The following is a 26,558-nucleotide window of genomic DNA, read 5'->3' as shown; positions in this document are numbered from 1 at the left end:
TTGGTTCATGTGAGAAATGCATTTGCGTTTTGAGCGGCTTCGCGTTGCAATCCAGGGTCGCTCGCACGATGTTTTTATTGATCACGTCCCGCCGCTCGCGCCGGGACCTGCCTTACGAGAGTTTTCGACATGACCCGCTTCAACTGGCAGAACCCTTATCCGACGCCGCGCCTTCCCGTGTTCGCACGCAACATCGTGTCCACTTCGCATCCGCTCGCGGCGCAAGCGGGTCTGCGCATGCTGTGGAAGGGCGGTAATGCCGTCGACGCGGCCATCGCGGCAGCGGCGGCCATCACCGTGGTCGAGCCGGTCTCGTGCGGTCTGGGCGGCGATGCCTTCGCGCTGGTGTGGGATGGCGCGAAGCTACATGGCCTGAACGCGTCGGGCGTGGCGCCGGCCGCGTGGAACGTGGACTACTTCAAGCGCAAGTATGGCGAGGAGCACGGGGTTGCCATCCAGCCCAAGCGCGGCTGGGATGCCGTGACGGTGCCAGGCGTCATCGCAGGTTGGGAGGCCTTGCATCAGAAATTCGGCTCGCTGCCTTTTGCGGACCTGATGGAGCCGGCCATCGAGATTGCCGAGCGTGGTCATGCCGTGGCGAGCATCGTGGCGCACAAGTGGGCGGCGGCCGTGCCTGAGCTACGTGACCAGCCGGGCTTTGCCGAGACCTTCATGCCGCGTGGCCGGGCGCCCGAGGTGAGCGAGCTGGTGCGCTTTCCGGGCCACGCCAACACGCTGCGCAAGCTCGCCGAGCAGGGGCCGCGTGCCTACTACGAAGGTGAGATCGCCGAGAAGATTGCCGCGTTTGCGCGCGCCGGCGGCGGGGCGATGACGCTCGATGATCTGCGCAACTACCGCGCCGATTGGGTCGAGCCGATTGCGAAAGACTACCGAGGATACACGGTCCACGAAATTCCGCCGAATGGCCAGGGCATCGCCGCGCTGATCGCGCTCGGCATTCTCGAGAAGTTCGATGTCGGCGCGCTCGCAGTGGATAGCGTCGAATCGCAACATCTGCAGATCGAAGCGATGAAGCTCGCCTTCGCGGATGTGTACCGCTACGTGGCCGACCCACGCTCGATGGAAGTGACGCCCGAGCAGATGCTCGACGATGCTTACCTCACGGCACGCGCGAAGCTGATCGATCCGAAGCGCGCCACGCAGTTCGACTTCGGCATGCCCAAGGCAGGCGGCACGATCTATATGTCCGTCGCCGACGAGCGCGGCATGATGGTCAGTTTTATCCAGTCGAATTACATGGGCTTCGGCTCGGGCGTCGTCGTGCCGGGCATGGGCATCGCCCTGCAGAACCGTGGCTGCGGATTCTCGATGGATCCGAAATCACCGAATGTCGTCGCAGGCGGCAAGCGGCCGTTTCATACGATCATCCCGGCATTCCTTACGCAACAGGTGGAGGGCAGGCAGGAAGCAGTGATGAGCTTCGGCGTGATGGGCGGTGATATGCAACCGCAAGGGCATCTGCAGTCCATCGTGCGCATGCTCGACTATGGCCAGCAACCGCAGGCTGCCTGCGATGCGCCGCGCTGGAAGGTGAACCGCGATTTCACCATCGACATCGAAGCCACGCTCGACGCGCAGACCGCACGGGCGTTGCAGGCACGCGGCCACACGATCAAGTCCGTCGACGATCCCTATATGGACTTCGGCTCCGGTCAATACATCTGGAAGCTCGACCGCAATGAGCCCGAACGCGGTTATGTGGCGGCCAGCGACAGCCGCCGCGACGGCCTCGCCGCCGGCTTCTGAGCGAGACGTTGCGGCGGTTGGAGGTTCGCTATGCTGCCTTTCAGCGTGGTGATCCGCGTCGAGCGTAGTCGTTAATCAAACAGACCGTCATACGAAAAGGCAGCCCATCGAGGCTGTCTTTTTTCATGGTCTTCGTTCGTCACGTTTTGTTTTGGAACATTTGGACTAGCCCCGCGCCGGAACTGCATGGGGTGCGGCACGGTCTGTGCTATGTGACTGCAGAGTTACGGAACACCAGCTAAGATGCAAGCTATAACGGGTTAACTCTAATTCAAGGCGCTGTATCGAAGAAGAAGCCAGCCGGGCGAGAACCCGGGCCGCCGCCGGCTTGCTCCTCCGTTCGATACAGCTTTCGGAGCAAGAAACGATGCACACTGAGCGTACCCATGTGATGCCCTGGCGGATTGAGGATATCGACCTCAGCCGGGTTGACCGGCAGCGGGCCGTCGCCAATGAAGATCTACTGTTGCTGCTATGTGCCGCTTCATTTATCGAAAGCGGTACAGACCTCTATACAAGCAACCTGAGCACCTTTTTCAACGACGACCCGGAAGTGTCGGCCTGGCTCAACAACGAGTGGGAGCCCGAAGAGATGCAGCATGGCCGGGCATTGAAGACTTACATTGCCCACGTGTGGCCCGAGTTCGACTGGGATCTCGCCTTCCACAATTTTTTCGAGGAGTACAAGCTGACGTGCTCCGTGGAAGATTTCGAAAAGACCCGAGCGCTCGAGATGGTGGCACGCTGCGTCGTGGAAACGGGCACGGCCACGTTGTATCGCGCAATCGGTGAGTGCTCGGACGAGCCGGTGCTCAAAGAGATCACGGACAACATCCGCACAGACGAAGTGCGTCACTATAAGCACTTTTTCGCGTACTTCAAGAAGTACAACAAGATCGAAGGGAATGGTCGTCTCGCCGTGCTCGGCGCGTTGATGCGTCGCGTGCTGGAGATCAAGAACGAAGACTCCGAGATCGCGTTGCGCCATGTGTTCGCGATTCGCTATCCGGAGCGCGTGCATGACTCGGCTTATAACCGTGACCGTGCCGCGCGCATCAACAGGCTCGTGCGGCGCAATCTGTCTGCGGATATGTGCGTGAAGATGCTGCTCAAGCCGCTCGACCTGCCCGCAAAGATTCAGCCGGGCGTGCACTACCCGCTGTCGAAGGTTGCGCAGCATGTGTTTTTCCGTTGATGCGTGATGGTCCGCGCTTGCTGCTCACATGCGCACTGAACGGTTTAACCTGTCAGGCGTAGCGAGCGGCGGATTCGACAAATGGCCCGCGTGTGCGGGCCATTTGTTTTGATGCCACGTTTGATGTTCGATTTGACCTGAGCATTGATCACCAGCTTGGAGGCGGGCCATGACAGATTCAGCAGGAGCGCGCTCGCTCGTGAACGAGACCTTCGATGAATGGCCCGACGCGGCGCGTGCGTTATTCGATGGATCGTCGCTCGCGAGCAAGACGGGCTTGACGGCTTCGCTGATGACCGTCGACGCGAACGAGCATGTGCGCACCTCGTTGCTTGGCGTGGGCGAACTGTATGCGCCCGATTCGCGCACGCTGTGCGTGGCGCTCTGGCCAGGCTCGCGGGCGGCGGGCGTGCTGTCCAAAAGCGGACGCGGCGCGCTGACGTTTGTCTGCGAGGACGCGTTCTATCAGGTGCAGTTGCGCTTCGAGCCGCTGCCGGCAATCGCCACGCAGCAGAGTGCACTGCTGTACTTCTCAGGCTTGATAGACACCGGCGAGACGCAGCGCGTCGGTTATGCGCGTCTGACGAGCGGCATCACGTTCGAACTGGGAGAGGGGAGTGAGACGGTGCTCGAAAGATGGGAACAGCAGATCGAGCACCTGAAGCAGGCTGCCGCGTTGGCGCGGCGAGGGTAGGTGAAGTGGCGCAGAAAGCGCCACCTCAGGCCATCACTACCGAATCATCAACGCCCGCGCTGACCGCCATTACGCGGCGGCTGCGACGAACCACGCGGTGCATCGCCACGCGGCTTGGCGCCGCCCAGCAGCGCGCCAGGATTGCCGCCTTGCGGCTTGCCCTGGCCCTGCGGCTTGCGGGGCGCATGCGCTGCATGTGAAGCGCCGGCGCTGTCGTGCGTATTCACGCCAGGCTTGCCATGATGACGCGTGGTCTCGTGGCGCGGGTTCTCTTTACGCACCTGCGGCTGAGTCGGCGCGCTGGCGGGCTTGCTGCCATGCGTGCGTGCCTGCGGCTGACCACCACCATTGCCAGCACTACCAGCATTACCACTGCCAGCAGGACGCTGCCCTGAGCGCTGCGCCGGCTTGGCGGCTGCGCCACCGTCGCGCCGCATGTCGTCACGTCGTGCGCCTTCGCGTTTCGGTGCGCCTTGCCCCTGACGCGGCTGACGGCCACCGCCGCCGCCACCACCCTGGCCACGGCGCAGAATCGGTTCCGGCTTCGCGGTCGGATCCGGTTCGAAGCCGGCAATCACCTCCTGCGGCACCGCACGCTTGATGAGCTTCTCGATGTCCTTCAGCAACTGCAGTTCATCGACGCACACCAGCGACACCGCTTCACCACTTGCCCCCGCGCGACCCGTGCGGCCGATGCGGTGCACGTAGTCTTCCGGCACGTTCGGCAGATCGTAGTTGACCACGTGCGGCAACTGGTCGATGTCGATACCGCGCGCGGCGATATCCGTTGCCACCAGCACCTGCAACGTATTGGTCTTGAACTCGGCGAGCGCGCGCGTACGCGCCGACTGGCTCTTGTTGCCGTGAATGGCCAGCGCGCTGATGCCGTCCTTGGTCAACTGCTCGGCGAGCCGGTTCGCGCCGTGCTTGGTGCGCGTGAACACCAGCACCTGGAACCAGTTGTGTTCCTTGATCAGATGCGTGAGCAGTTCGCGCTTCTTGTCGCGGTCCACCGGGTGGATCTTCTGCGCCACCAGTTCGGCAGTGGTGTTACGACGCGCGACTTCGATCAACGCCGGCGAATCGAGCAGGTTGTCGGCGAGCGCCTTGATCTCATCGGAGAACGTCGCGGAGAACAGCAGGTTCTGGCGCTTGGGCGGCAGCTTGGCCAGCACGCGCTTGATGTCGTGGATGAAGCCCATGTCGAGCATGCGATCGGCTTCGTCGAGAACGAGGATCTCGAGATGCGACAGATCGATGGTCTTCTGCTGCATGTGATCGAGCAGACGTCCAGGCGTGGCCACGACGATGTCGATACCTCGCCGCAAGGCGTCGATCTGCGGATTGATGCCGACGCCACCAAACATCACCGTGGACTTCAGCTTCAGATACTTGCCGTAAGCGCGCACGCTCTCTTCGACCTGCGCAGCGAGTTCGCGCGTAGGCGTGAGAATCAGCGCGCGGACCACGCGCTTGCCGGCGGCCGTTGTCACCGGCGGCATGCTGTTCAGACGTTGCAGGATGGGCAGCGTGAAGCCGGCGGTCTTGCCGGTGCCGGTCTGCGCGCCGGCCAGCAGGTCGCCGCCGTTCAGCACGGCCGGGATGGCCTGCAACTGGATGGGAGTCGGAGAGGTATAGCCGAGTTCGTGAACAGCGCGGACCAGCGGTTCGGACAAGCCGAGGGAATCAAAAGACATAAAAACTCTTTGCAATGCAGTATCGCGAACGGCAAACGCGCAGCCAGCAGGCGCGCTTCGAGGCCAAAGCCCAGGTCCGGTCGCAGGGAAATCGGCGGCACGCGCCAGCGCGTGCCGAATGCTTCAACGCGTTATCAAGACACGTTGACTGGCCTTTAGTTGCACTTCGCCGTCGTGGGATGTCACGCGACGTAGCGCGCGACACTGACGAATTGACACAGACTGCCCGCCAGTACGAACAGGTGCCAGATACCATGTCCGTGCCGGATGCGCTCGTCGTTGATGAAGAAGTAGATGCCGACACTGTAGATGACTCCGCCGGCCACGAGCCATGCGGTGCCTGCGGCCGGTAACGCTTCGACCAGCGGGCGGACGGCAACGAGCGCAAGCCATCCCATCAAGACATACAGCACCATCGAAACGCTGCGGGTACGTCGCCCGAGCGTGAGTTCCTGCACGATACCCAACGCGGCCAACCCCCAGCTCACGCCGAATAACGACCAGCCCCACGGTCCGCGCAAGGTGACGAGCGTGAACGGGGTGTAGCTGCCGGCGATCAGCAGGTAGATCGCCGAATGGTCGCACTTCTGCAGGACCGCCTTCGCGCGCGGACTACGCACGCTGTGGTAGAGCGTGGAGATAGCATACAGCACGAACAGCATCGCGCCATAAACGCTGAAGCTGACGACCTTGTACGCATCGCCATCGAGCGCGCCCATCGTCACGAGCGTTGCCAGCCCCGCCACCGACAGCAGCGCGCCGACGAAGTGCGTAATGCTGTTGAAACGCTCACCGACTTGCACGACTTCTTCCCCCACCCGGTTTCGGCACGTGCGCCATTGTGCGCGCACGGCTCTGCCACCGGTCCTGAAAAAACGAAGGGCGCGGCCGCGGTTTCCCGCAGGCCGCGCCCTCCATGTCTCTCGCGTCGCCTAGTCGAGCGGCGCGGAACGCAGATCAGAAACCTGCTGCGGCGACACCGGCGTACCGTGGTTGCCCCACGACATACGAATGTAGGTGACGACTGCAGCCACTTCTTGATTCGACAGCGCTTGCGCGAACGGCGGCATGCCGTACGGGCGCGGATTGCCACCCGTACTCGGCGGATATCCGCCGTTCAGCACCATGCGAATCGGGTTCACAGCCGACGGCATCTGGATCGACTGGTTGTTCGCCAGCGGCGGGAAGTTCGGCGGCTGGCCGAGACCATTCGCTTCGTGACACTTCGCGCAGTTGTCAGCGTAGATCTTCTGGCCTTGCTGCAACAGTTCGGTTCCGAACTGTTGCGAAGTTTGCAGCTGCAGGTTTTCCGGCGCTTCGCTCTTCTGCGGAATGGTCTTCAGGTATGTTGCAATGGCCTGAACGTCTTCATCCGTCATGTACTGCATGCTGTTGTGGACCACTTCCGCCATCGGGCCGAACACCGCACCGCGTTGCGAAGTGCCGTTCTTCAGCAGGTCCTGGATGTCCTTGATGTCCCAGTCGCCGAGGCCGGCTTCCTTGTTGGACGTGAGCGACGGGGCGTACCAGTTCTGCAACGGGATCAGGCCGCCCGCGAAGGCCGCCGAGTTCACCGGGCCGCCCATTGCGTTGATCGACGTGTGGCACATGCCGCAGTGGCCGAGGCCTTCGATCAGGTACGCGCCGCGGTTCCATTCCACCGACCTGGTCGGATCCGGCTTGTATTCGCCTTCACGGAAGAACAGCGTGCGCCAGCCGATCAGCAGGTTGCGGTTGTTGAACGGGAACTTCAGTTCATGCGGACGGCTCGGCACGTTGACCGGCGCGACCGAGCGCAGGTACGCGTACATCGCGTCCGAATCGGCGCGCGAGACCTTCGTGTAGCTGGTGAACGGGAAGGCCGGGTAGAGCAGGCTGCCGTCTTTCGAGCGGCCCGTGTGCAAGGCGCGATAGAAGTCGTCCTGGCTCCACTTGCCGATACCGTACTGGTCGTCAGGCGTGATGTTCGGCGTGAACAGCGTGCCGAACGGCGTCAGCATGGGCAGGCCGCCGGCGAATTCCTTGCCGCCGCGCACCGTGTGGCAGGCGATACAGTCGCCGGCGCGGGCGAGATACTCGCCCCTCTTGATCAGTTCGGCCTGGTCGGCGGGCGTAGCCGCCATGGCGCTGCCGTTGTGCAGGTAGTCGCCGCCCGACCACAGGACGGGAACGAGGGCAGCGGCCGCGACCACGACGACTGCCGAGAGGGCGAACAAGGACTTGCGTTTCATTGGTTATCTCTCCCGGTGCCTTATTGCGGTTCGCTGCCGCAGGCAAGCGGAGTCTTCATCGAGCGGGCCGGAGCCGGCACGGGGTTTTGCGGGGCCGACTGCGTCGACAGCCAGGAGGCAACGGCGTTCACATCATCATCGGTCAGTCGCGTGGCGATTGTGTGCATGCAGTCAGGCGCGATGGCGTGACGCGAACCCGAGCGCCATGCGCCGAGCTGCGCGCTGATGTAGTCCGAGTGCAGGCCGACGAGACCTGGGATAGCCGGTTCCATACCCGTCAGTGCCTTGCCGTGACAGGCGGCGCAGGCCGGGATCTCTCTGGCCGGGTCGCCGTGCAGCACGATGTTTTCACCGCGTGCCAGCGTGTCGGCGGAGACTGTGGGCCTGGCCGGCGGCGGGTAGGGCGGACGTTGCTGGGAGAAGTACGTCGCGATCTGATGAAGGTAGTCGTCCGAGAGATACGTGACGAGGTAGTTCATGGGCGGGTACTTGCGGCGCCCTTCGCGGAAGTTCTTCAGCTGGTTGTACAGATAGTCAGCCGGCTTGCCTGCGAGGCGCGGGAAGTAGTCGTTGTCGGTCCCCTGGCCATGCGTGCCGTGACACGCCGTGCAGCCCTGCACGCGCGCTTCCATCGTGTCGGGAGCCTGAGGTTGAGTCTGCGCTTTCGCAGCGCTATAGACGCCAGCAGCGCCGATCAGCAGAAGGGCAAGCAGCGGGCGGAAAATGCGTCTTGAAGACACGCGTAACTCCATCAAATTCGGGGACCCGACCGAACTTCGAGGCGGCTCGGCTTGAGTGCAGCTGGCGCTGCGGCGACGCAGCATTCTATCATCGATGGGTGATGGTGACTATTTGCCACAGGCGACACGATGCCTCTCGTAAACGCCGATGTGACAGTTTGACATAGTTGTGATGCGGGGTTGTCCAGCAAGGCCTCGAGCATCACGCAAAAGTCCTTTTCCGGTTTTTGCCATCCTCGACCCCTCTGCCGTGAGCTTCGGAACGAATGTGCCCGCAACGACATTGAACCCACACGCGTGCAGACCATCGAAGCGTACACTCCCGGGGCGCCGGTGTCTTGCTGCGCCGCCCGCGATCCGTTGTTCCTTTGTTTAGCTCGCTAGCTTGAGTTCCTTCCGACCCACCACCTGCCTTACATGAATCTATCTGATTTCTCCTGCCCAGCGCGCCTCGCGCCGGCGGTCTGCGGCGCGCCGTGCGCCGTGCACTGCCAGGCTTCAGTTCAACGACATCCCGCTTGCCGCCGCGCCGCCGCTGCCGGCCAACTTTCCCACGGCGCGTTCGCGTTCGATACCCAATGATCGTAGACGGACTCTGGATCGGGCAGGTCGCAATGGCCGCGCTCATGAATGTCGCGTTTGCGTTCGCCGTCGGATCGGCGCTGCTCGGCGCATGGCTCGTCAAGGATGGTCAGGGCAAGGCGGCCCCGGCGCGTCTCGCATGGTTGCGGGCGCAACGCTCGTTTGTGACGGCGAGCATCGTGCTGCTGCTGGCCGATCTCGGCTGGCTGTTGTATGAGGCCGCGTCGATGAGCGCCGTCACGTTGCCGCACGCGTTCGGCGTGATTCCCACGGTGCTTGCGCAAACGCACGTGGGCTACGCGTGGAGCGTCGCGTTCGTCGGCGCGCTGGTGTTGCTGTTGACGGCGTTGTCCTCGTCGACCGGTACCTGGCGTAACGCCTTCCTGTGGCTCGCGGTGATTGCCATTGCCGCCGGCAAGGCGTCGCTCGGGCACGCGGCCGATGGCGGCACGATCTCGGAAGCGATCGGCGTGCATGTCCTGCACGTGCTCGCGGCGACAGTGTGGAGCGGGCTCGTCATCGCATCCGGTCTCGCGGTGCTGCCGGCGCTCGGTACGTCGACCGCACGCGGCATGCTGATTCGCACGGCCTTGCAGATATCGAACGTGTCGCTGGTCGCCGTGGGCTTCGTGCTGCTGACGGGCATCTTCAACGCCGTGCGCGGCGCGGGCGGTTCGTTTAGCACGCTCGAACTCAGCACGTGGGGGCATGTGTTGATGCTCAAGCTCGCGCTGGTCGCGATGGTGCTGGCGCTCGGCGCAATGAACCGCTTCTCGGCGCTGCCGCGTCTGCGGCGTACGGCTTCCACGATGGATGCCCACACGTTCACCAACCTGTTGTATCTGGAAGCGCTGGCGATGCTCGGCGTGCTGGTCGCCGCCGCGGCGCTGTCGCACGTTGCACCGGCGTTTGCCGCGTTGGGTTGAGGCCGGGGGCAAGGCTAAGTCTGCCCGCCGCGCCACATAAAAAAGCGCCGCACAGAAAACTGTGCGGCGCCAAACACACGTGGTCGCCCGGCAGAGCCGGTTGCCCCGTTACTGCCCGTTAAGCTGCAAGTGCCCCTGGCACTCGCTCCAGCATCGTTTCGGAGAACATCTCCTGGCGGAGTTCTCCGTCCTTGTCGAACCATTGGCAAATCGTCCAGGTGCCCGGCGCGAACACCACCGGCCCGGCCCACGTCACCGTCATCGCGGGACCGCCTGATTTGAGCGTCAGCAGGTCGCCGGCGCGCACAACTGTTTTACGTGACAGCAGCTTCATTTCGATTCGTCCCAGCGTCCGTACAGTGCGTTTCAAACCAGCGTCGTTTCAAACATGCCGGCTTATTCGTAGCCGAGCTTGTGTCCGAGGATCGGCGCACAGAACAACGCAATTGCGCAGCCGCTGACCTTGCCTTCGAGTTCTGCGCTCGCGCTATGGGCGCCGTAGAACTGGGTCAGCACGTCGAACAGTTGCGGCAGGCAGTAGATCAGTGCTGCAGCGATGAAACACTTTTCGACGGTCGAGATGCGCCAGCCGCGCTGGAACGCGAGCGCTGCGCCGATGACACGCAGCACGCCGAACACCACGAGTGCGCCTACGGCTGCCTGCTCGCGGATCAGATAGTCTGGAAGGTATTCGCCCATGATCGTTGCTCCCTTGCAATATCGTTTGTATTGCTTAGAGCAAGGAGCAGGCCAGGCGGCTATTCTGGCCCGGAGCGACAGCCGGAGAGGCTTGCTGTACAAGGCTCTCCGCGATTTGCGAAAAGACCGGGCAACGGCTGTTGCTAGCGTTTCGAGGCCGTTCCCGCCCGGGATGTTACGTAACTGAGACGCCGCCGGCGTTACCTCACGTAACGCCGCTTCAGATGCTTTGCGGGCTAACGCACCGACAACTTTTCTGGACCGTTTTTGCGCCCCTGATTCTGTTAGCGAATCCGTTCGATCTTGCCGACGAGGAACAGATACGACAGCGCGCCGACCACGCCCACGGCGCTCATGAACACGAGTGCCGGGCCGAAGTCGTTGCCCTTGACGAGCAGCCCGATCACGATCGGCACGCAGATGGACGACAGGTTGCCCATCAGATTGAACATGCCGCCCGTGAGACCGAGCAGTTCTTTTTTCGCCATGGATGAAACCAGCACCCACGTGATCGACGAGAAGCCGCTGCCGAAGAACGCAATGGCCATGAACAGGATCACCATCGCAGGACTGTCGACGAAGTTCGCGCCCACGATGGCGGTGGACAGCAGCAGCCCGGTGACGATCGGCACCTTGCGTGCGAGCGTGGGCGAGACACCGCGCCGGACCATCGCATCGGAGAGCAGGCCAGACGCCAGAATGCCGACGAACGCCGCCAGAAACGGCACGGCCGCCATGAAGCCTGCCTTGAGAAAATCCATATGGCGATACTTGACGAGGTAGGTGGGAAACCACGTCAGGAAAAACCATAGCGTCGAGGTCACTGCGATCTGGCCAATGTAGACGCCCCACAGCTTGCGGTTGCCGAGTACGGCACGCCAGTCGGCGGCCGTGTAGCGCGCCCGCTGGGTGCGAGCGCCGCTCAGTTCGACGAGCCCCCCGCCGCTGCGGATCGTCTCCAGTTCGGCCTGGTTGATGCCGGGCGCGTCCGCGGGCTCGCGGTACAGCGCATACCAGATCAGCGCCCACACCAGGCCGATCAGGCCGGTGAGAATGAACATGCCCTGCCAGCCGAAACGCGCCTGCGTCAGCACGAGTGCGGGCGTGAGGAACGCGAGTCCCACGTACTGGCCGGATGTGTAGAGCGCAATCGCCCGGGCGCGCTCGCTGTCGGGAAACCAGGTCGTGACGATGCGGTTGAGCGTCGGATAGCACGGCGCTTCGAGCAGTCCGAGCAGCACGCGCAGCGACAGCAAAACCGCGAAGGCGCTGGCGAAACCTTGCACCAGAGTCGCCAGTGACCACAGACCGACGATCAGCGCCATCATCAGACGCGGCCGCGAACGGTCGACCAGCATCCCGCCGGGAATCTGCAGCAGCGCGTACGACCAGCCGAATGCGGAGAAAATCAGGCCCATGTGCGCTGGATCGAGTTGCAGATCCTGTGCAATGGCGGTGGCAGCAATCGAGAGATTGCTGCGATCCAGATACGTGATGACAACGGTGATGAACAGCATCACCAGCAGGCGGTGACGTTTGCCGGTGGCCTGCATCGGCGTGGCGTCCGTCTGCGCTTCTGCTTTTGCGCCTGCTCGTGTGTCTGCTTTTACGCTTGTCCCCACCCTTAGTGCTCCTGTGTTTTTGTTGCGATGAGTTCGCATGGACTTGCCGGCTTGCCCGCTCGCCGGCTCTTGAAACGCAAACGCCGCCCGCAGGCGGCGTTTGTTCACATGCTTACCATTCTGCGACGCTGCCGTCGGTGTGGCGCCACACCGGATTGCGCCAGCGGTGACCGACCTTGGCCATCTCGCGAACCTTCTCTTCGTTCACCTCGATGCCGAGGCCGGGGCCCTGCGGAATCGACACGAAGCCGTCTTCATACTTGAAGACTTCGGGGTTCTTGATGTAGTCGAGCAGGTCGTTGCCCTGGTTGTAGTGAATGCCGAGGCTTTGTTCCTGGATGAACGCGTTGTAGCTGACCGCGTCGATCTGCAGGCAGGTTGCCAGTGCAATCGGACCCAGCGGGCAATGCAGCGCGAGCGCCACGTCATACGCTTCGGCCATCGAGGCGATCTTGCGGCACTCGGTAATGCCGCCCGCGTGCGACGCGTCCGGCTGGATGATGTCCACGTAACCGCCCGAGAGGATGTGCTTGAAATCCCAGCGCGAGTACAGACGCTCGCCCAGTGCGATCGGCGTGTTGGTCTGGTTGACGATGTCGCGCAGCGCCTCGGCGTTTTCGGACAAAACCGGCTCTTCGATGAAGAGCAGCTTGTACGGATCGAGTTCCTTGGCGAGCACCTTCGCCATCGGCTTGTGTACGCGGCCGTGGAAGTCCACGCCAATGCCGATGTTCGGACCCACTGCTTCACGCACGGCAGCAACGTTGTTGATGACGCCCTGCACCTTGTCGAAGGTGTCGATGATCTGCAGTTCTTCCGAGCCGTTCATCTTCACGGCCTTGAAACCGCGATCGACCACCGCGCGCGCGTTGTTCGCGACGTCGCTCGGGCGGTCGCCGCCAATCCACGAGTACACCTTGATGCGGTCGCGCACCTGGCCGCCGAGCAGCGCATGGACCGGCACGCCGTGGTGCTTGCCCTTGATGTCCCACAGGGCCTGGTCGACGCCGGCGATCGCGCTCATCGTGATTGGACCGCCGCGATAGAAGCCGGCGCGGTACATCACCTGCCAATGGTCTTCGATCAGCAGCGGGTCCTTGCCGATCAGGTAGTCGGACAGTTCTTCGACCGCTGCGGCGACGGTATGCGCGCGGCCTTCGACCACCGGCTCACCCCAGCCGACGATGCCTTCGTCCGTTTCGATCTTGAGGAAGCACCAGCGCGGCGGAACGATGAAGGTTTCGAGCTTGGTGATTTTCATGGTGAACGTCTCCTGTATGCGTGCAACGTCATGGCGTGGGTGGCAAATGCCGGCGCGCTGCGGACGTTCAATGATCCGACGATCGAGCCGACGCAATATCCGAGGAGCCACATGCTACAACAAAATCGCCTTTAAATACTATTAATAGTACTATTCCGCCTTGTATGGGTGCGGGATCGTTGTCGCTGATACCACCGGGATGCCCGATAATCGCGGGCGTTCGAGAACAAATGACGCCGCATGGCGGCCTGGAGATTTTTTATTCAACACGATCTGCACGGGCGTGTTGCCCAAATGCTGGCCACGGCCATCCTGCGCGGCGACTACGCGCCAGAGACTGTCTTGCCGCGTGAAGCCGAGTTGATGGACACCTTCGGCGTGAGCCGCACGGTGTTGCGCGAGGCCTTGCGTACGCTGACCTCCAAAGGACTGATCGAGTCGCGTCCGCGGGTGGGTACGCGCGTGCGGCCGCGCATTGCGTGGAATCTGCTGGATGTCGACGTGCTCGACTGGTATTCGCGGGTGGCCGAGCCGTTGACGTTCGCGCTCAAGCTTCAGGAAATGCGCGAGATGATCGAGCCGTACGCCGCCGCGTTGGCTGCGTCGTCCCACACGGAAGAGACGTACACCGCGCTGGCGGCGGCCCACGCTGCGATGGCCGCGGCGCGCAATGTCGACGAATGGGTGCGCGCCGATCTGCGTTTTCATCTGAGCGTGCTGACCGCATGCAGCAACGAACTGTTGATCCCGCTTGGCACCCTGATCGAGCGTACGCTCGAAGCCCAGTTGCGCTTGAACGCGCGCCGCGCCGAGGTGTATAACGCGTCGCTCGCCGAGCATACGGCAGTGTTCGAAGCGATCGGGGCAAGGGACGCAGCGGGCGCGCAGCGCGCGATGGCGGGTCTGCTCGGGGTCACGCGGCGGCGCATCGAGGCGTAGGCGTGGGGGTGAGCCTGGAGCTGGCTGAGGCCGGGCGGATAAAACTATCGTGCCGTTAGAACAGGAGTTTTACAGGCATCGCGGGCCATCGGGATGGCGCCGGTGCCGGCACGTGCGTGTCGTGATGCGGGCTGGCGAGGCGCCTCGCGAGTAGCGAGCCGATCACCGATTCGAGCGCGCTCAGTTCAACCGGCTTCGGCAAAAACACATTCCACAGCGACGATTTTTCCTTGGGTGGGGTATCGCCGGAGGACATGACAATCGGAATCTGCGCGAGCGCCGGATAGTATTTGAGCCGCTCGCAGAGTTCTACGCCGTCGGTGCCGGGCATGTTCCAGTCGGTGACGATCAGGTCGGGCAGACACCGGCTTGCCTTGCTGAGCGCGGCTTGTCCGCTGTTTGCCAGGATGACGTGATAGCCCTGGCTCTCCAGTGCAAGCTGGAAAATCCACAGAGCGTCTTCTTCGTCATCGACCAGCAGAATTGTAGACATGGGGCAGAAAGATAAAAAAGCTTGTCTGCTGTTTCGCAACAACCATGCCCCGCGTGATGAGGTTCCCTAAAGACCCGCAACGTCCGCTGCTCTATGTACGCGCAGTTGCATTTCGTGAGTGCAGATTTGCTGCGATGCTGGGCAGTTGTTTTTCGTTCGTGCCGATGAGAGCGTCGGTAAAAGCGCTGATAAAAGCGCCGAAGGGGAAAGCGGCGCGCCTCGTTCAGGGCGCCGGAGCGTCGCTGGCGTTAGCGATGAGGCTGGCCAGTTGATCCGCCGAGAGCGGCTTGACGACGTGGGCGTCGAAGCCCGCATCCGTGGCCTGGCGCTTGTTGGCTTCGTCGCTGAAGCCGGTCAGTGCCACGAGACGTGTCCTCGCGAGCGCCTGGTTCTGGCGCAGCAGACGCGCGAGGTCCATGCCGCTCATGTCGGGCATCGACACGTCGATCAACGCAAGATCGGGGATGAAGCCGTCGACGATCGCCAGCGCGCCGGCACCGCTATACGCGGTGCGGACCTGGTGGCCGTCGAGTTCGAGCAGCATGGCCAACGCGTCGATGGCGTCGGCCTGGTCGTCTACCAGCAGAATCTGTTTTGCTTGTGCCATGATCAGAAATACTGATTGAAATGAGATCGGCGAGCCGTTGCCCGGCCATCGTTACCGCGTCGCTATTCGGCTCGGTTGCGCTGGACCTGCTGCGCCGTCGCCCGTTAGCGCCACAGGTTTTGCATCAAGGCGAGCAGCGCAACGGGTGCGGTGCCCTTGCGGCAATAGCCGTCGAAATTATGGCGGCCATCGCCCTTTTCGCGGACGTGGTCGTCATCGAGCGACGTGAAGGCAACAATGCCGAGGTTCGGCGTGGGCAGGTAGCTGCGTAGCGCCTGGGCCGTTTCGAAGCCGTCACGTCCGGGCATCATGATGTCGAGCACGACCACGTCGGGCACCCAGTCCCGCACGCAGCGCAGCGCTTCACTGCAGCCATTCGCCGTGCGCGCCTCCACGCCTTCCAGCGAGAGATACGTGGCGAGCGCTTCCGCTGCGCCGGGATTGTCGTCCACCACCAGAACCCGCGGGATGGCATTCAGGACGCGGACCTTGCGAGCGCTCCACGTCTGGCACGAAGATGGGAGTCGGGACAATTTCAACCGCCTGTAAAACAATGAGCCTGGCAGACCAGCAAGCTTCGTGCCGTGATTCGCGTCACGGCGCTTTTCCTTTGCACAACTGCTCGACTGTCGTGAGAAACAGGTTCATCCGCGCTGGTTTTTGTAACCGGACGTTCCACATTTGTACTTCTTCCGCGGCGGGTACCGCCGCCGAATGAACCAGAATGGGCACCCGGGCGAGTTCGGGGTGTGCCCTTAATTGACGGCACAACTCGGCACCGCCCATCAATGGCATCATCCAGTCCGTGATGATCAGATCCGGGATATGGTGCTTCAGGTCTTCCAGCGCCTGCACTCCATTGGGCGCGCTGCGCACCTGATATCCCTCATTAACAAGAACGAATTGCCAGGCAGCGAGTAACTCAGGGTCGTCGTCCACCAGCAGGATTGAATGCATGTCCGACTGCCTTTATTGACTCTTGATTGGTTCTTGGCGTGACCGAGGTTGCGCGTCGCGATCTGCGCGTTATCCGACCGACGCAACGCGTCCACGGGGTTAAAGGTATGCAAAACGCGTTCCATTCGTGGCGGCATTGCCATGACGGCGCCATTTTCGCGCCCGACGGGTGGCTGTGCAGGGCGGCCGGGTCAATACTCATCGGCAGTTGCGCGGGTTTGGCGTCTAATGGTGCGTGCGGTCTACCTGTTTGCTGGGGCGTCAGAGGGTGGTTCACACCGCGCATTTCATCCTGAAGATGCACTTTCCGTTGTAGAAACGATACTCGTGAGTGGCCGCTATGACCGTTATGCCTGCAGGACCGCTGCGCGGCTTCGCTGATTTCCTGCGCGAGGAGCGCGTCCGTCTGACCGAGCAGTGGATGCGAGATGTGTTCGGGGATGCCGATCTGGTCGAGGCCGACAAGCTGACCTACGAACAACTCGCGGATCATTTGCCGGAGATTCTGGCCGGCCTGTGCGTCGCGCTGGAGGCCGAGGATCTCGAGAAAGTGGAATCGGCCATCGAGCGCGATGCCCGCATGCACGGCATGGTGCGCTGGCGTCAGGGTTACCGCATCGAGGAACTGGTGCGCGAACTCGACCTGTTTCATGCGACGCTGTCCGATGCGCTGGAGACCTTCGCGGACAAGGAGCACGGCTTCACGCGCCGTCACGAGAAACGGGCGCGGCGCCTGATTGCCGAGGCGCTCAGCTTTGTCACGCTGACCTCGATTCGCGAGGTGGTCAGCGAACGCGACCGCAAAATCGACGATTACACGGGCCGGCTCGAGCGGGCGAACCACGAACTGACGCTCAAGCAGCGCTTGGTGAGCGACCTTCACGAATCGCGAATGCAGGTTACGCGCAGCGTGGTGCACGATCTGCGCAATTTCCTGAACGCGTTTTCCGTGGCGCTGCAACTGATCGGCCGCGCGCCGACCAAGGCCGATGCGGCACTCACGCTGGCCAACCGTCAGACGGCGGATATGAAACAACTGGTCGATCAGATGGTGGAGTACTCCGTGGTGCTGGGCGATAACAGTCCGGTGGAGCTGGAACCCTTCAACCTGCGTGAACTGTTCGATGAACTGACGACGTCGTGCCGGCCCGCCGTCGAAGCGAAAGGGCTTGTTTTGCATGCACGCTTTGACGCGCAATTGTCCCGGGTGAGTTCGAATCGTCTCAAGATCAAGCAAGTCGCGCTCAATCTGCTGTCGAACGCGACCAAGTACACCTCTGCGGGAGAAATCGAACTGGCGATGCTTCGCGCCGGCGAGGGCCACTGGTTGATCCGGGTGTCCGATACCGGCATCGGCATCGCGCCGGCCGACACGGATCGCGTGTTCGACGAGTTTGAACGCGCAGCCGGCGATGACATACCGGGCACCGGGTTGGGCCTCGCGATCGTCAAGGAAATCTGCCGCGTGTTGCAAGGGCAGATTCGCTTCGAATCTCACGAGGGCAGCGGCACGGTGTTCGAGATTTGTTTTCCGCTGGAGTTAGTGTTGGAGTGATCGTGCCGAGCATTTTTGCGATGCGTCGTGAAGCTGTGTTGCACGCGCGTTGTGGTTGAGCACTTTTTTATTGACAAGCGATTGCGCGCCATAGACACTTGACGACATGCAAGCGCCCATCCGCATCACTGTTGTGCACCAATTCCGAATGATTACCCAACTGGGTCGATCATCGGGGGCGTGTGCGCGTTAGCATCCTGTAGTAACGCAAGTCACAAAGGCCTCGCCGGTAACGGAAGAGGCCTTTTTAGTTTGTGGCGCCTTCTTCGTCTGCCGGCTCAATTGACGGAGATGACGATGCAAGATGCAATCCCACCCCTTGAGTACTCCTCTTTAACTGGCAGTCCACCTGGTCGCGACGGCGTCTGCGTCGGCGTGTCGCCAAAGCCGCGCCTTGTGATCCATCTGGCGCTTGCGCCTGGACAGACCCTGTCATGGCGCGTGAAGGCTAACTCGGAGATTCGCGCTTTCAGTTCGCGCGTGTGGCTTACGCGCATCTGTTCGTCTTACGACTACTGGCTGCGACCGGGTGAACTGGTGCGCGTTGCCCGTGGCGAGCGGGTTTGGCTCAGCGCTGAGGATGATGCGCATGCGGAAGTGACGTTGACTTGCGATTACCCGGCGCGTGGGGCATGGCTCGACGCGCTGCTGAGTCGCAGCCTGGGGCGCGGCAAGAACGTAGTTGTTGGCGTGTTCTCGGCGCTCAGGCGCTAGAAGGTGGCCCGTTCTTTTATAACTTCTACGGATGATAACGTAGGAGTGCGTAATGCAATGGCGGATTGTTTTTCCGGGCCGGGCTGGGGAGGATAGGGCGGCGGCGTGTGCCAGATGAAACGTGGAATGACGGCGGCGCCATTCGTTCTCTCAATTTTGCGGGCCGGCATACCGTAACATTCGGCGTCGCGTCGCTTGAGACGGCACAGGACTGAAAGTCGAGTCGTCGCCAGAGGGAATCGGAAATGAACTCAGAACGAACCGTTGCCGGAATAGATGTCGGCGGTGACCGGAAAGGCAACCATCTCGTGGTTTTGCGTGGCACGCAGATCTTGCTCAATGCCAGCGCGATTTCGCCGGATCAGATGTTGCAGGAGTGCATCGACCGCGGTGTGGCTGCTGTCGGAATCGACGCGCCTTGCCGATGGGGCGCGGAAGGAACGGGCCGCAGCGCGGAGAAAGCGCTGGCCCGGCAACGCATCTCTTGTTTCGCGACCCCAACCCGCGATCGTGCGATAGGGAATCGAAGCGGCTTCTACCGCTGGATGCTGAACGGAGAGCGTATCTACGACACGTTCTCCCGGCACTTTCCGCTCTTCACGAAGGACGATGCGGACCATGACCGCGTCTGCTTCGAGACGTTTCCGCACGCCATCGCCTCCGCCTTCCTCGGAAGAGAAGTGGCCTCGGCGAAACAAAAGCGAGTCCAGCGCCGACACATTCTGGAGAACGCAGGCATCGAAACGGCTGCGCTGACGAATATTGACTCTGTCGACGCAGCGTTATGCGCGCTGACCGCAACGCTTTTTCTCGCGGAAAAAACACATGCGTACGGCGATGAAGCGGGCGGGTTTATCGTGGTGCCTACCATAACGGCGGCTATGCATCGGGCACCATGAAATAAGCCGTCCTGCGGGTGCGGGACGGCGTCGCCCGCTCCATCCACTAGATGATTCGCTGCTACGACGCCGCGGCGACGATAACGTCGCTGACCGCATCTGGATGAGACAGCATGACGAGATGGCTCGACGCAACCGAACTTCTCGTGGAACCTGCCCGTTCAGCCATCTTGCTTTGCAGAGCCGGTTGAATGGCATGGTCGTGTTCAGCCACGATGTACCACGAGGGTTTGGTTTTCCATGCCGGAGTCGACACCGCATCGCCCAGCGCTTTCGCAGCCGTTGGACCTTGCGTGGCGTATGCAATGAGCTTCTCCGAGTCCGTCAGGTCCTGCCCGAAGCTCGAATCAATTCCTTCGCGCGTGAGCTTCAGGAAGCCTTCGGCGTCGGGGCGAATCTCCGCCGCGAGCGAGGTTGGCTCGACGCTGGCATTCAAGCCACCCGCCGATTCTCCGCTATCCGGCGCGAACGCGGCCACGTACACCAGACCGGTCACCTTGCTTTCGTTACCCGCAACCGTTGCCACGGCACCGCCGTAGGAATGGCCCACCAGAACAACCGGTCCCTCGGCCAGCGCAATGGCGCGTCGCACCACCGCGGCATCTTCTTCCAGCGAGGTGAGCGGCATGGACACCGCAATGCTGCGCAGCCCTCGGGCGTCCAACGCGGAAATGACCTTCGACCAGCATGCAGCATTGGCCCACGCCCCGTGCACCAAAATCGCGGTTACCTGGCTCATCGTTTAATCCTTGGAAAGGGAAGAAGGACTCGAGAGTGTCCGATGTGCCGCGAAGAGACCCTAGTGAAACGTTGCTAAAAGTCGCTAAGCGCGAACCGTGGCGTTGCGCCTGCGTCCGCGACAGTTCCCCTGAACACGTGTTGCCAGCGGCGAGAAGCGAGCCGTTTGCCCGCAACGTGAATGATTCCTTGACCAGAGAAAATTTTTGGATGATCGTTGACGGCGTCTAGCATTGTGCGACTCTGTAAGGAGCGCATAACATTGATTAGGTATGAAGATAACTGGCATTTTGTGGAACATTTCCATGCCGCAGGCGCAGTAGACATCCGGCGCTTCCCAATTAATGAAATTTGTCTTCAGGCCGAGTGCGATGACAGCCAACGCTCCCGTGATCATTTCCACCGACCCCGTTCCGATTGGCGGCCGGCTGGACTTCTGGCAAAGCCAGGTTGGTTCGTTGCTCACGCACCTCGAGTGTTCCAGTTGTGCGTCCGATACGTTTTCTGGTCGAATCACGGCCCACCTTTCGCAACCCGCCAACCTCATCAAGATTGGCGCGGCCACGCACGAGATCGCTCGCGCCAAGCCAAAGCTCTCGCAAGCCGGTGAAGAGCAGGTGTTCATTTGCCTGCAGACAGAAGGCGAGGCAATCGTGGAGCAGGACGGCCGGCGCGGCGTGCTCAAGCCGGGCGACCTGACGCTGCTCGACACGTCCAGGACGTTCAGCGCTGATTTTCCGGCCAGCATGTCGCAACTGGTGCTTCAGGTTCCCAAGGCACTGGTACGCAAGCAGATCGGATCGGTCGAGCGATTCACCGCGACCGTGGTCACGAACCACAGTCCGATTGGCAGCGTCACCAATGAATTCATCAAGACGCTTGCACGAAGCTATGACCGGCTGCCGCCGGCAATGGCGCAACGGCTCACAGAGCACGCCACGGAAATGGCCATGATGGCCGTGGCGTCGTGTGTGGAGAACGAAGGCGCGGTGCGATCGAATGCGTCCAACGGCAAGTCATTGCTGGCATCGCGCGCGCGTGCTTACATCGAAACCAATCTGCGCAACGCGTCCTTGTCGCCTGCTGACGTCGCACAGCACCTCGGCATCTCCAGGCGCTACCTGAGCACGATCTTCGCCTCGGAAGGACAATCCGCTGAGCGATACATCTGGGATCGCCGCCTGGCGAGGTGCGCACGCGACCTGAGAGATCCGGGGCAGTCGAGTCGGTCTATCGGCGATATCGCGTTTGGCTGGGGCTTCAATAGTCTTCCCCATTTCAGTCAATCGTTCAAAACTGCGTTTGGCAAGCCGCCTCGGCATTATCGGAAAGAGTCGTAGCTCGAATCCAGCGGTTGGGCAGGCCCAGTTAACCATTTTCCTCATTCCGCCAAGCCAGCCCGCTTCCTCTCGCGGCTCGCCCGTGCCATGTCCGCTTGCGTGGCCCCAGCAAAGCACCTGCCGCCGTTCACCTTGCGAGATCGTTTTTGCGTGACGTGGCACGAAGTATTTAGGCAGAGAGAACCTGCCGTTCGCGGCGTCAACCAGCATATACACTGCATGCAAGCTAATCAGGAATCGAGCCCGCCAGGCATTGCGGGGCGCGAAGCCTGAAACGAGTTTTTCTCTTCGCATACCAATAGGGTTCCTAACCGTCATTCTGATCCAGATGACGCGTGACCGATATCAACGACGGTGAGAGCGCGCTCGTCGCGGTTTCTCCGTAGGCACATCAACGTACAACAAATAGCGTGACTGACAAGGGCCGAACGTATGCCTGCGCCTCCGGGTTTTGGCCCGGAGGCTTCCTTTGTCGCAACCCACAGACGGAGAATTGAATGAGCAAGTTGACGACGGCCTTTGGAGCGCCAGTTGTAGATAACCAAAATACCCAGACCGCGGGCCGACGCGGACCTGCATTGCTGCAGGACGTCTGGCTGCTGGAGAAGCTTGCGTACTTCGACCGTGAAGTGATTCCGGAGCGGCGCATGCACGCCAAGGGCTCGGGCGCCTTTGGGACCTTCACGGTGACCAACGACATCACGGCGTATTCGCGCGCTGCGCTCTTCTCTGAAATTGGCAAGACCACGGAGATGTTCGCGCGCTTTTCGACAGTCGCGGGCGAGCGCGGCGCGGCCGACGCCGAGCGGGATATCCGCGGCTTCGCGCTCAAGTTTTATACCGAAGAGGGAAACTGGGATCTCGTCGGCAATAACACGCCGGTCTTCTTTCTCAGAGACCCGTTGAAGTTTCCAGACCTCAATCACGCCATCAAGCGGGACCCGAGAACAGGCCTTCGAAACGCAGAGAGCAACTGGGATTTCTTCACGCAACTGCCGGAAGCGCTTCACCAGGTCACCATCATCATGAGCGACCGCGGCATCCCCCGCACGTTCAGGCATATGCACGGATTCGGCAGCCATACGTTCAGCCTGATCAACAAGGCGGGTGAGCGCTTTTGGGTCAAGTTTCATATGCACACGCAGCAAGGCATCGAGAACATGACCGATGAGGAGGCCGTGGAACTGGTTGGGTCTGACCGCGAGACGCATCACCGGGACCTGTATGAATCCATCGAGCGCGGCGAATTTCCGCGCTGGACGTTGTATTTCCAGGTCATGCCGGAGAAAGAGGCGTCGAACTACAAGGTGAACCCGTTCGACCTCACGAAGGTGTGGTCGAAGAAAGACTATCCGCTCATCGAAGTTGGCCATTTCGAACTCAACCGCAACGCGGACAACTGGTTCGCAGATGTGGAGCAGGCCGCTTTCAACCCTGCCAATGTCGTCCCCGGTATCAGCTTTTCGCCCGACAAGATGTTGCAGGGTCGTCTCTTCTCTTACGGGGATGCGCAGCGCTACCGATTGTCCGTGAACCATCATCAGATTCCCGTCAATTCGCCCAAAGCAGCGAAGCATTACCACAGCTATCACCGCGACGGCCTGTTGCGCGTGGACGGAAACATGGGCGGCGCCACGCCGTATAACCCGAACACCAAGGGCGAATGGCTCGACCAGCCTGACTATTCGGAGCCTCCGTTGCCCGTGGAAGGGGAGGCGGGGCACTGGAACCATCGTGTAGACGATGATTACTTCTCGCAGCCTGGTGACCTGTTTCGCCTGATGTCCGACGCGCAAAAGAAAGTCCTGTTCGAAAACACGGCGCGCGCGATGCATGGCGTCTCGCAGGCAATTCGTGACCTGCACGTCGAACACTGCACTAAAGCCGACCCTGCCTATGGCGCCGGGGTTCGTCACGCGTTCGAGGAACATGATAAGGGCACGACGCCCGTGCGGTCTGAACCTGAGAAATCCCGCTGAGCTTGTTGCATGCATGACATCGGGCAGCACGCTCGCGACAAGCTGCGAGCGTGCCTGCAATGATTGAACACGGCCATTGAATCTGAGGATGCAGTCATGACTATCGACATTGGCGGAGTGAAGATTCCGGACAGCAAATTCGCAAGCGAGGTCACGGAACTCGCCCGCGAACATACGACGCCGTTACTTTTCAATCACTCGAGTCGCGTCTTCTGTTTTGGCGCCCTTGCGGGCAGGGACCGCGGCTTGAAGTTCGACCCGGAGCTTCTTTATTGCGGCTGCATGTTCCATGACTTTGGATTGATGAAGCAATACAGCAGCGAAGACGAACGATTCGAGGTGGACGGCGCCAATGCGGCCAGCGACTTCATGAAGCAGCATGGCATCTCGCAAGGCGACATTGACACGGTATGGACGGCGATTGCCCTGCACACCACCCCCGGCATACCGCAACACATGCATCCAGTGGTCGCGCTCGTCACGGCAGGCGTCGAGATGGACGTGCTCGGCATGAAGTACGAGCAGTACAGCGAGGCCGAGCGCGACGCGGTGACCAAGGCTTTCCCACGTACGCCGCAGTTCAAGGAAGACATCATCCAGGCGTTCTATGATGGGATCAAGACGAAGCCAGATACCACATTTGGAAACGTCAAAGCCGACGTGATTGCCGATAAGGAACCGAGCTTCCGGAGGGGCAACTTCTGCTGCGTGATACGCGAGTCGAAGTGGCCCGCGTAGCGTTGCATTGTCGGAAAGTCGAGAAAGTCATTTCGGTGCAGCAGGCCTTGACCCCAGGCGCCTGCTGATCCTGTCGTCACGTTCATGGTTGACGCTTCGTCTACCTTCGTGGCGCCGTCTTCCAGCGAGCGTCGCCCAACGAGCGGCGCGGACGACTCATGTTCGCGAACCGATGTTCACCCTGTACGCGGTGATGATTGAGCTTGCGCACGATGAACCGCAGCGCGAATCCCTGGAGGTTTGTGATGAGTGGCCGGGTTTGTGAATTCGGGGTGTTCAGGTTGCTACTGGACAGTGAGCGGCTATTTGTTGGCGAGGCCGAAGTGCAACTCGGGCATAGAGCCATGCGCCTGTTAGCTTTGTTAGTGGAGCGGCGCGGCGACATCGTCAGACACAGTGAGCTGATGGCTCACGTATGGCCCGAAACGGTTGTCGAGGATAACAATTTGCGCGTGCAGATCACCTCGATCAGACGTGTGCTGCGGGAACATGAGCCAGATTCAAGCTACATCAAGAACATTGCTGGGCGAGGTTACCGTTTTGTACGGGAAGAGCTTCATGCACTGCGTTCCGTTGAAAGCCACCGTTCGGCTCTGGATTCTTCCAAGGAGTTTTCCGTTTCGAATTCGCGCGGTCGAGGCGTTTTGCCGGTTAGCTCACGCACTCGCCGCGGGCGGCATACGAGCCTCGTGAGGCAGGTTCGCGAAGGCGCCATCCGACACAGTCAACGCGACATGGTCGCCGGCAAGCCTGGTCGACGTAGCGTGCATGCGCCGGTACTTCGTCAGAAAGAGCATCCTGCCGTCAAGAACGACGCAGCTCCGTGGCTTTTGATTTTTATCCTCGTGCATCGAGCTATTCCTCGGCAAGAGCCGGTTATCGAAAACCGTATGGGTCAGTACGGCATGTCAATGGGGCAAGTGCAGCCCCGGCAGACGGAGGAGTGTGAACCAACGCTACAACTGGAGCTGGAGTCCATCTAGATAAAAAGCCCCGCAAGGGGGTGCGTGTGATATCCCACTGGCCCGACTTGAACAGTTGAGGTCGTCATGATGAACCCTCGAAGCATTGGCTTTTCCGAGCATCAAGAGTTGGCAATCAGGCTTCAGCAAGCGGGCGACGTCATCAGAAATCATCTGGACTCGGTTCTGTCGGGCCACAGGGTTACGTTCTTCCAGTTCAGCATGCTCGTCATGCTCGCAAGCACGACCGCCTGGTCGCCTGCCCGCATTGCACGTCACATGAAGGTTGATCCAGCGCTCGTTACCAGAGCGCTGAACAAGCTGGAGGCTGAGGAATGGGTGCAGCGTACGAGAAGCCTCGAGGATCGAAGGGGCGTTATCGTCTCTTTGACTCATCGTGGCGACGCTAGACTCGCGCAACTGTGCAAAGCGGCCTCGGAGGTTCTGCAAGCGAGATTCGGTTTCCTGCAAGACGAAGACGTGGTCAGACTGATTGCTGCACTTACGTTGATGGTTAGTTAACCTACATATTTGGAACTTGAATCTAACCGTCGAATCCGCGCTTCAACGTTGCGCGATGCTTAACATCATTTAACTTAACGTCAAAAAATCGGCTCGTCATACTGGGTGCATTTGCCGCGTGGGCGGGTGCGACTCACCGGTAATACGAACGGCGCCGATGCCCTGATCCAGTCACGTTGTAGCAGTCGTGCGCAATGAACACGGAGGCGATGATGAATCAGCTCGATATGCATTCCCGTTGGCAGCAGATCGTCGGGTATCTGTCTCAGGATCGCGCTTGTGTCGCAGAGGCCTACGCGGACGCGAGCCGAAAAGGACGTCGACGAGCCGCCTTGTCATGGCGAGATGGCGCGCGAGTCCGCCTGGTCGACCGCTTGTCCGAGCATGCTGTCAGCATTTCCTGGGGACACGCTTGCTCCGGCTATGACGGCTCTCAGACGTGGCGCAAAGCGATTGCCAAGAAGAAGGGAGTCTGTGCGATGACGGGTGAGCGGATTGCCCGCGGCGACACGATTTACAAACTATCAGGCTCGATGCGAGGTACGCGTCGGAGTGCCGAGGTGCTTTCGGCGCGGTATGTGGATACGGTTCTTGTGGAGGCGGCGGGGGAAACGGGATGATTTGCGCGAGTTGGTTCGGTCGGCGAATAATAGGGTTGCCGTTCACTACGGATGTCGCATTGAAGTGTAAAACGCGTCGCA

27 protein-coding genes are annotated in these 26,558 nt (G+C 61.1%); 14 read left to right on the top strand and 13 right to left on the bottom strand.

Annotated features, from left to right (window positions below; all coding sequences use genetic code 11):
* Positions 1-129: 129 nt before the first annotated feature.
* From D0B32_RS12380 to D0B32_RS12370, 3 genes are all read left to right on the top strand, one after another.
* The gene (locus tag D0B32_RS12380; protein WP_117334283.1) at positions 130-1,767 is read left to right on the top strand and encodes a gamma-glutamyltransferase family protein; all 1,638 of its coding nucleotides are present in this window, start codon (positions 130-132) and stop codon (positions 1,765-1,767) included.
* A gap of 367 nt (positions 1,768-2,134) precedes the next feature.
* A complete protein-coding gene (locus D0B32_RS12375) occupies positions 2,135-2,962 on the top strand; it encodes a ferritin-like domain-containing protein (protein ID WP_117334282.1) in 828 nt (275 codons plus the stop codon).
* Positions 2,963-3,131: 169 nt separating this feature from the next.
* The gene (locus D0B32_RS12370; protein ID WP_117334281.1) at positions 3,132-3,656 is read left to right on the top strand and encodes a hypothetical protein; all 525 of its coding nucleotides are present in this window, start codon (positions 3,132-3,134) and stop codon (positions 3,654-3,656) included.
* A gap of 47 nt (positions 3,657-3,703) precedes the next feature.
* Here D0B32_RS12370 and D0B32_RS12365 read toward each other — a convergent pair whose 3' ends face one another.
* From D0B32_RS12365 to D0B32_RS12350, 4 genes are all read right to left on the bottom strand, one after another.
* Positions 3,704-5,353 (bottom strand): DEAD/DEAH box helicase, encoded by a 1,650-nt coding sequence (locus D0B32_RS12365; protein WP_117334280.1) that lies wholly within the window; start codon positions 5,351-5,353, stop codon positions 3,704-3,706.
* A gap of 182 nt (positions 5,354-5,535) precedes the next feature.
* On the bottom strand, positions 5,536-6,156 hold the full coding sequence (locus tag D0B32_RS12360; protein ID WP_117334825.1) for a hemolysin III family protein: 621 nt from the start codon (positions 6,154-6,156) through the stop codon (positions 5,536-5,538).
* 129 nt (positions 6,157-6,285) lie between these two features.
* Complete coding sequence (locus D0B32_RS12355; protein ID WP_117334279.1) at positions 6,286-7,584, bottom strand: cytochrome c; 1,299 nt, start codon at positions 7,582-7,584, stop codon at positions 6,286-6,288.
* 20 nt (positions 7,585-7,604) lie between these two features.
* Entirely contained in the window at positions 7,605-8,336 is a 732-nt protein-coding gene (locus tag D0B32_RS12350; protein ID WP_117334278.1) for a c-type cytochrome, read from the bottom strand.
* A 566-nt stretch (positions 8,337-8,902) separates the two neighbouring features.
* Between D0B32_RS12350 and D0B32_RS12345 the strand changes: the two genes are divergently transcribed.
* Positions 8,903-9,832 (top strand): copper resistance D family protein, encoded by a 930-nt coding sequence (locus D0B32_RS12345; protein ID WP_117334277.1) that lies wholly within the window; start codon positions 8,903-8,905, stop codon positions 9,830-9,832.
* Between the two features lie 118 nt (positions 9,833-9,950).
* Here the strand turns inward: D0B32_RS12345 and D0B32_RS12340 are convergent, their stop codons facing one another.
* From D0B32_RS12340 to dgoD, 4 genes are all read right to left on the bottom strand, one after another.
* Positions 9,951-10,166 carry a YodC family protein gene (locus tag D0B32_RS12340; RefSeq protein ID WP_117334276.1) on the bottom strand — a complete coding sequence of 72 codons (216 nt, stop codon included), beginning with the start codon at positions 10,164-10,166 and terminating at the stop codon, positions 9,951-9,953.
* A gap of 62 nt (positions 10,167-10,228) precedes the next feature.
* The gene (locus D0B32_RS12335) at positions 10,229-10,531 is read right to left on the bottom strand and encodes a hypothetical protein (protein WP_117334275.1); all 303 of its coding nucleotides are present in this window, start codon (positions 10,529-10,531) and stop codon (positions 10,229-10,231) included.
* Positions 10,532-10,815: 284 nt separating this feature from the next.
* Positions 10,816-12,192: an MFS transporter gene (locus D0B32_RS12330; protein ID WP_181969795.1), complete on the bottom strand. Its 1,377-nt coding sequence runs from the start codon at positions 12,190-12,192 to the stop codon at positions 10,816-10,818.
* A gap of 73 nt (positions 12,193-12,265) precedes the next feature.
* Positions 12,266-13,414, bottom strand: a complete 1,149-nt coding sequence (dgoD, locus tag D0B32_RS12325) for a galactonate dehydratase (protein ID WP_117334273.1) — start codon at positions 13,412-13,414, stop codon at positions 12,266-12,268.
* A gap of 240 nt (positions 13,415-13,654) precedes the next feature.
* Between dgoD and D0B32_RS12320 the strand changes: the two genes are divergently transcribed.
* A complete protein-coding gene (locus tag D0B32_RS12320; RefSeq protein WP_117334272.1) occupies positions 13,655-14,353 on the top strand; it encodes a FadR/GntR family transcriptional regulator in 699 nt (232 codons plus the stop codon).
* A gap of 55 nt (positions 14,354-14,408) precedes the next feature.
* Here the strand turns inward: D0B32_RS12320 and D0B32_RS12315 are convergent, their stop codons facing one another.
* The 4 genes from D0B32_RS12315 to D0B32_RS12300 all read right to left on the bottom strand — a co-directional run bounded on the left by D0B32_RS12315 (position 14,409) and on the right by D0B32_RS12300 (position 16,410).
* Positions 14,409-14,846 (bottom strand): response regulator, encoded by a 438-nt coding sequence (locus tag D0B32_RS12315; protein ID WP_117334271.1) that lies wholly within the window; start codon positions 14,844-14,846, stop codon positions 14,409-14,411.
* Positions 14,847-15,069: 223 nt separating this feature from the next.
* Positions 15,070-15,453 (bottom strand): response regulator, encoded by a 384-nt coding sequence (locus D0B32_RS12310; protein ID WP_117334270.1) that lies wholly within the window; start codon positions 15,451-15,453, stop codon positions 15,070-15,072.
* Positions 15,454-15,557: 104 nt separating this feature from the next.
* The gene (locus D0B32_RS12305; protein ID WP_117334269.1) at positions 15,558-15,986 is read right to left on the bottom strand and encodes a response regulator; all 429 of its coding nucleotides are present in this window, start codon (positions 15,984-15,986) and stop codon (positions 15,558-15,560) included.
* A gap of 61 nt (positions 15,987-16,047) precedes the next feature.
* Entirely contained in the window at positions 16,048-16,410 is a 363-nt protein-coding gene (locus D0B32_RS12300; RefSeq protein ID WP_117334268.1) for a PleD family two-component system response regulator, read from the bottom strand.
* A gap of 340 nt (positions 16,411-16,750) precedes the next feature.
* Here D0B32_RS12300 and D0B32_RS12295 point away from each other — a divergent pair, with 340 nt between their 5' ends.
* The 3 genes from D0B32_RS12295 (at position 16,751) to D0B32_RS12285 (ending at position 19,578) form a co-directional block, all read left to right on the top strand.
* The gene (locus D0B32_RS12295; protein WP_117334267.1) at positions 16,751-17,965 is read left to right on the top strand and encodes a sensor histidine kinase; all 1,215 of its coding nucleotides are present in this window, start codon (positions 16,751-16,753) and stop codon (positions 17,963-17,965) included.
* Between the two features lie 297 nt (positions 17,966-18,262).
* Positions 18,263-18,679, top strand: a complete 417-nt coding sequence (locus tag D0B32_RS12290) for a DUF2917 domain-containing protein (RefSeq protein WP_181969794.1) — start codon at positions 18,263-18,265, stop codon at positions 18,677-18,679.
* 245 nt (positions 18,680-18,924) lie between these two features.
* Positions 18,925-19,578: a DUF429 domain-containing protein gene (locus tag D0B32_RS12285; protein WP_117334265.1), complete on the top strand. Its 654-nt coding sequence runs from the start codon at positions 18,925-18,927 to the stop codon at positions 19,576-19,578.
* A 61-nt stretch (positions 19,579-19,639) separates the two neighbouring features.
* Here D0B32_RS12285 and D0B32_RS12280 read toward each other — a convergent pair whose 3' ends face one another.
* Positions 19,640-20,317, bottom strand: coding sequence for an alpha/beta fold hydrolase (locus tag D0B32_RS12280; RefSeq protein ID WP_117334264.1), 678 nt, complete (start codon positions 20,315-20,317; stop codon positions 19,640-19,642).
* Between the two features lie 370 nt (positions 20,318-20,687).
* Here D0B32_RS12280 and D0B32_RS12275 point away from each other — a divergent pair, with 370 nt between their 5' ends.
* The 6 genes from D0B32_RS12275 to D0B32_RS12250 all read left to right on the top strand — a co-directional run bounded on the left by D0B32_RS12275 (position 20,688) and on the right by D0B32_RS12250 (position 26,477).
* Positions 20,688-21,656 carry a helix-turn-helix domain-containing protein gene (locus D0B32_RS12275; protein WP_181969793.1) on the top strand — a complete coding sequence of 323 codons (969 nt, stop codon included), beginning with the start codon at positions 20,688-20,690 and terminating at the stop codon, positions 21,654-21,656.
* 497 nt (positions 21,657-22,153) lie between these two features.
* A complete protein-coding gene (locus D0B32_RS12270; RefSeq protein WP_117334262.1) occupies positions 22,154-23,635 on the top strand; it encodes a catalase in 1,482 nt (493 codons plus the stop codon).
* Positions 23,636-23,731: 96 nt separating this feature from the next.
* Positions 23,732-24,373: an HD domain-containing protein gene (locus tag D0B32_RS12265; RefSeq protein WP_117334261.1), complete on the top strand. Its 642-nt coding sequence runs from the start codon at positions 23,732-23,734 to the stop codon at positions 24,371-24,373.
* A gap of 245 nt (positions 24,374-24,618) precedes the next feature.
* Positions 24,619-25,356 carry a winged helix-turn-helix domain-containing protein gene (locus D0B32_RS12260; protein WP_181969792.1) on the top strand — a complete coding sequence of 246 codons (738 nt, stop codon included), beginning with the start codon at positions 24,619-24,621 and terminating at the stop codon, positions 25,354-25,356.
* Positions 25,357-25,422: 66 nt separating this feature from the next.
* Entirely contained in the window at positions 25,423-25,857 is a 435-nt protein-coding gene (locus D0B32_RS12255) for a MarR family winged helix-turn-helix transcriptional regulator (RefSeq protein ID WP_117334259.1), read from the top strand.
* A 212-nt stretch (positions 25,858-26,069) separates the two neighbouring features.
* Positions 26,070-26,477: a DUF3331 domain-containing protein gene (locus D0B32_RS12250; RefSeq protein WP_181969791.1), complete on the top strand. Its 408-nt coding sequence runs from the start codon at positions 26,070-26,072 to the stop codon at positions 26,475-26,477.
* Positions 26,478-26,558 lie beyond the last annotated feature (81 nt).

It is taken from the genome of Paraburkholderia sp. DHOC27 (genome assembly GCF_003429005.1).
Taxonomy (GTDB): Bacteria; Pseudomonadota; Gammaproteobacteria; order Burkholderiales; family Burkholderiaceae; genus Paraburkholderia.
The sequence above is the reverse complement of the archived record's forward strand: the minus strand, read 5'-3'. Positions and strand labels throughout refer to the sequence as shown.

Coding starts and splice junctions, on each gene's coding strand:
- D0B32_RS12380 (WP_117334283.1), top strand. CDS start 130: ATGACCCGCTTCAACTGGCAGAACCCTTATCCGACGCCGCGCCTTCCC.
- D0B32_RS12375 (WP_117334282.1), top strand. CDS start 2,135: ATGCACACTGAGCGTACCCATGTGATGCCCTGGCGGATTGAGGATATC.
- D0B32_RS12370 (WP_117334281.1), top strand. CDS start 3,132: ATGACAGATTCAGCAGGAGCGCGCTCGCTCGTGAACGAGACCTTCGAT.
- D0B32_RS12365 (WP_117334280.1), bottom strand. CDS start 5,353: ATGTCTTTTGATTCCCTCGGCTTGTCCGAACCGCTGGTCCGCGCTGTT.
- D0B32_RS12355 (WP_117334279.1), bottom strand. CDS start 7,584: ATGAAACGCAAGTCCTTGTTCGCCCTCTCGGCAGTCGTCGTGGTCGCG.
- D0B32_RS12350 (WP_117334278.1), bottom strand. CDS start 8,336: ATGGAGTTACGCGTGTCTTCAAGACGCATTTTCCGCCCGCTGCTTGCC.
- D0B32_RS12345 (WP_117334277.1), top strand. CDS start 8,903: ATGATCGTAGACGGACTCTGGATCGGGCAGGTCGCAATGGCCGCGCTC.
- D0B32_RS12340 (WP_117334276.1), bottom strand. CDS start 10,166: ATGAAGCTGCTGTCACGTAAAACAGTTGTGCGCGCCGGCGACCTGCTG.
- D0B32_RS12335 (WP_117334275.1), bottom strand. CDS start 10,531: ATGGGCGAATACCTTCCAGACTATCTGATCCGCGAGCAGGCAGCCGTA.
- D0B32_RS12330 (WP_181969795.1), bottom strand. CDS start 12,192: ATGCGAACTCATCGCAACAAAAACACAGGAGCACTAAGGGTGGGGACA.
- dgoD (WP_117334273.1), bottom strand. CDS start 13,414: ATGAAAATCACCAAGCTCGAAACCTTCATCGTTCCGCCGCGCTGGTGC.
- D0B32_RS12320 (WP_117334272.1), top strand. CDS start 13,655: ATGGCGGCCTGGAGATTTTTTATTCAACACGATCTGCACGGGCGTGTT.
- D0B32_RS12315 (WP_117334271.1), bottom strand. CDS start 14,846: ATGTCTACAATTCTGCTGGTCGATGACGAAGAAGACGCTCTGTGGATT.
- D0B32_RS12310 (WP_117334270.1), bottom strand. CDS start 15,453: ATGGCACAAGCAAAACAGATTCTGCTGGTAGACGACCAGGCCGACGCC.
- D0B32_RS12300 (WP_117334268.1), bottom strand. CDS start 16,410: ATGCATTCAATCCTGCTGGTGGACGACGACCCTGAGTTACTCGCTGCC.
- D0B32_RS12295 (WP_117334267.1), top strand. CDS start 16,751: ATGACCGTTATGCCTGCAGGACCGCTGCGCGGCTTCGCTGATTTCCTG.
- D0B32_RS12290 (WP_181969794.1), top strand. CDS start 18,263: ATGCAAGATGCAATCCCACCCCTTGAGTACTCCTCTTTAACTGGCAGT.
- D0B32_RS12285 (WP_117334265.1), top strand. CDS start 18,925: ATGAACTCAGAACGAACCGTTGCCGGAATAGATGTCGGCGGTGACCGG.
- D0B32_RS12280 (WP_117334264.1), bottom strand. CDS start 20,317: ATGAGCCAGGTAACCGCGATTTTGGTGCACGGGGCGTGGGCCAATGCT.
- D0B32_RS12275 (WP_181969793.1), top strand. CDS start 20,688: ATGACAGCCAACGCTCCCGTGATCATTTCCACCGACCCCGTTCCGATT.
- D0B32_RS12270 (WP_117334262.1), top strand. CDS start 22,154: ATGAGCAAGTTGACGACGGCCTTTGGAGCGCCAGTTGTAGATAACCAA.
- D0B32_RS12265 (WP_117334261.1), top strand. CDS start 23,732: ATGACTATCGACATTGGCGGAGTGAAGATTCCGGACAGCAAATTCGCA.
- D0B32_RS12260 (WP_181969792.1), top strand. CDS start 24,619: ATGAGTGGCCGGGTTTGTGAATTCGGGGTGTTCAGGTTGCTACTGGAC.
- D0B32_RS12255 (WP_117334259.1), top strand. CDS start 25,423: ATGATGAACCCTCGAAGCATTGGCTTTTCCGAGCATCAAGAGTTGGCA.
- D0B32_RS12250 (WP_181969791.1), top strand. CDS start 26,070: ATGAATCAGCTCGATATGCATTCCCGTTGGCAGCAGATCGTCGGGTAT.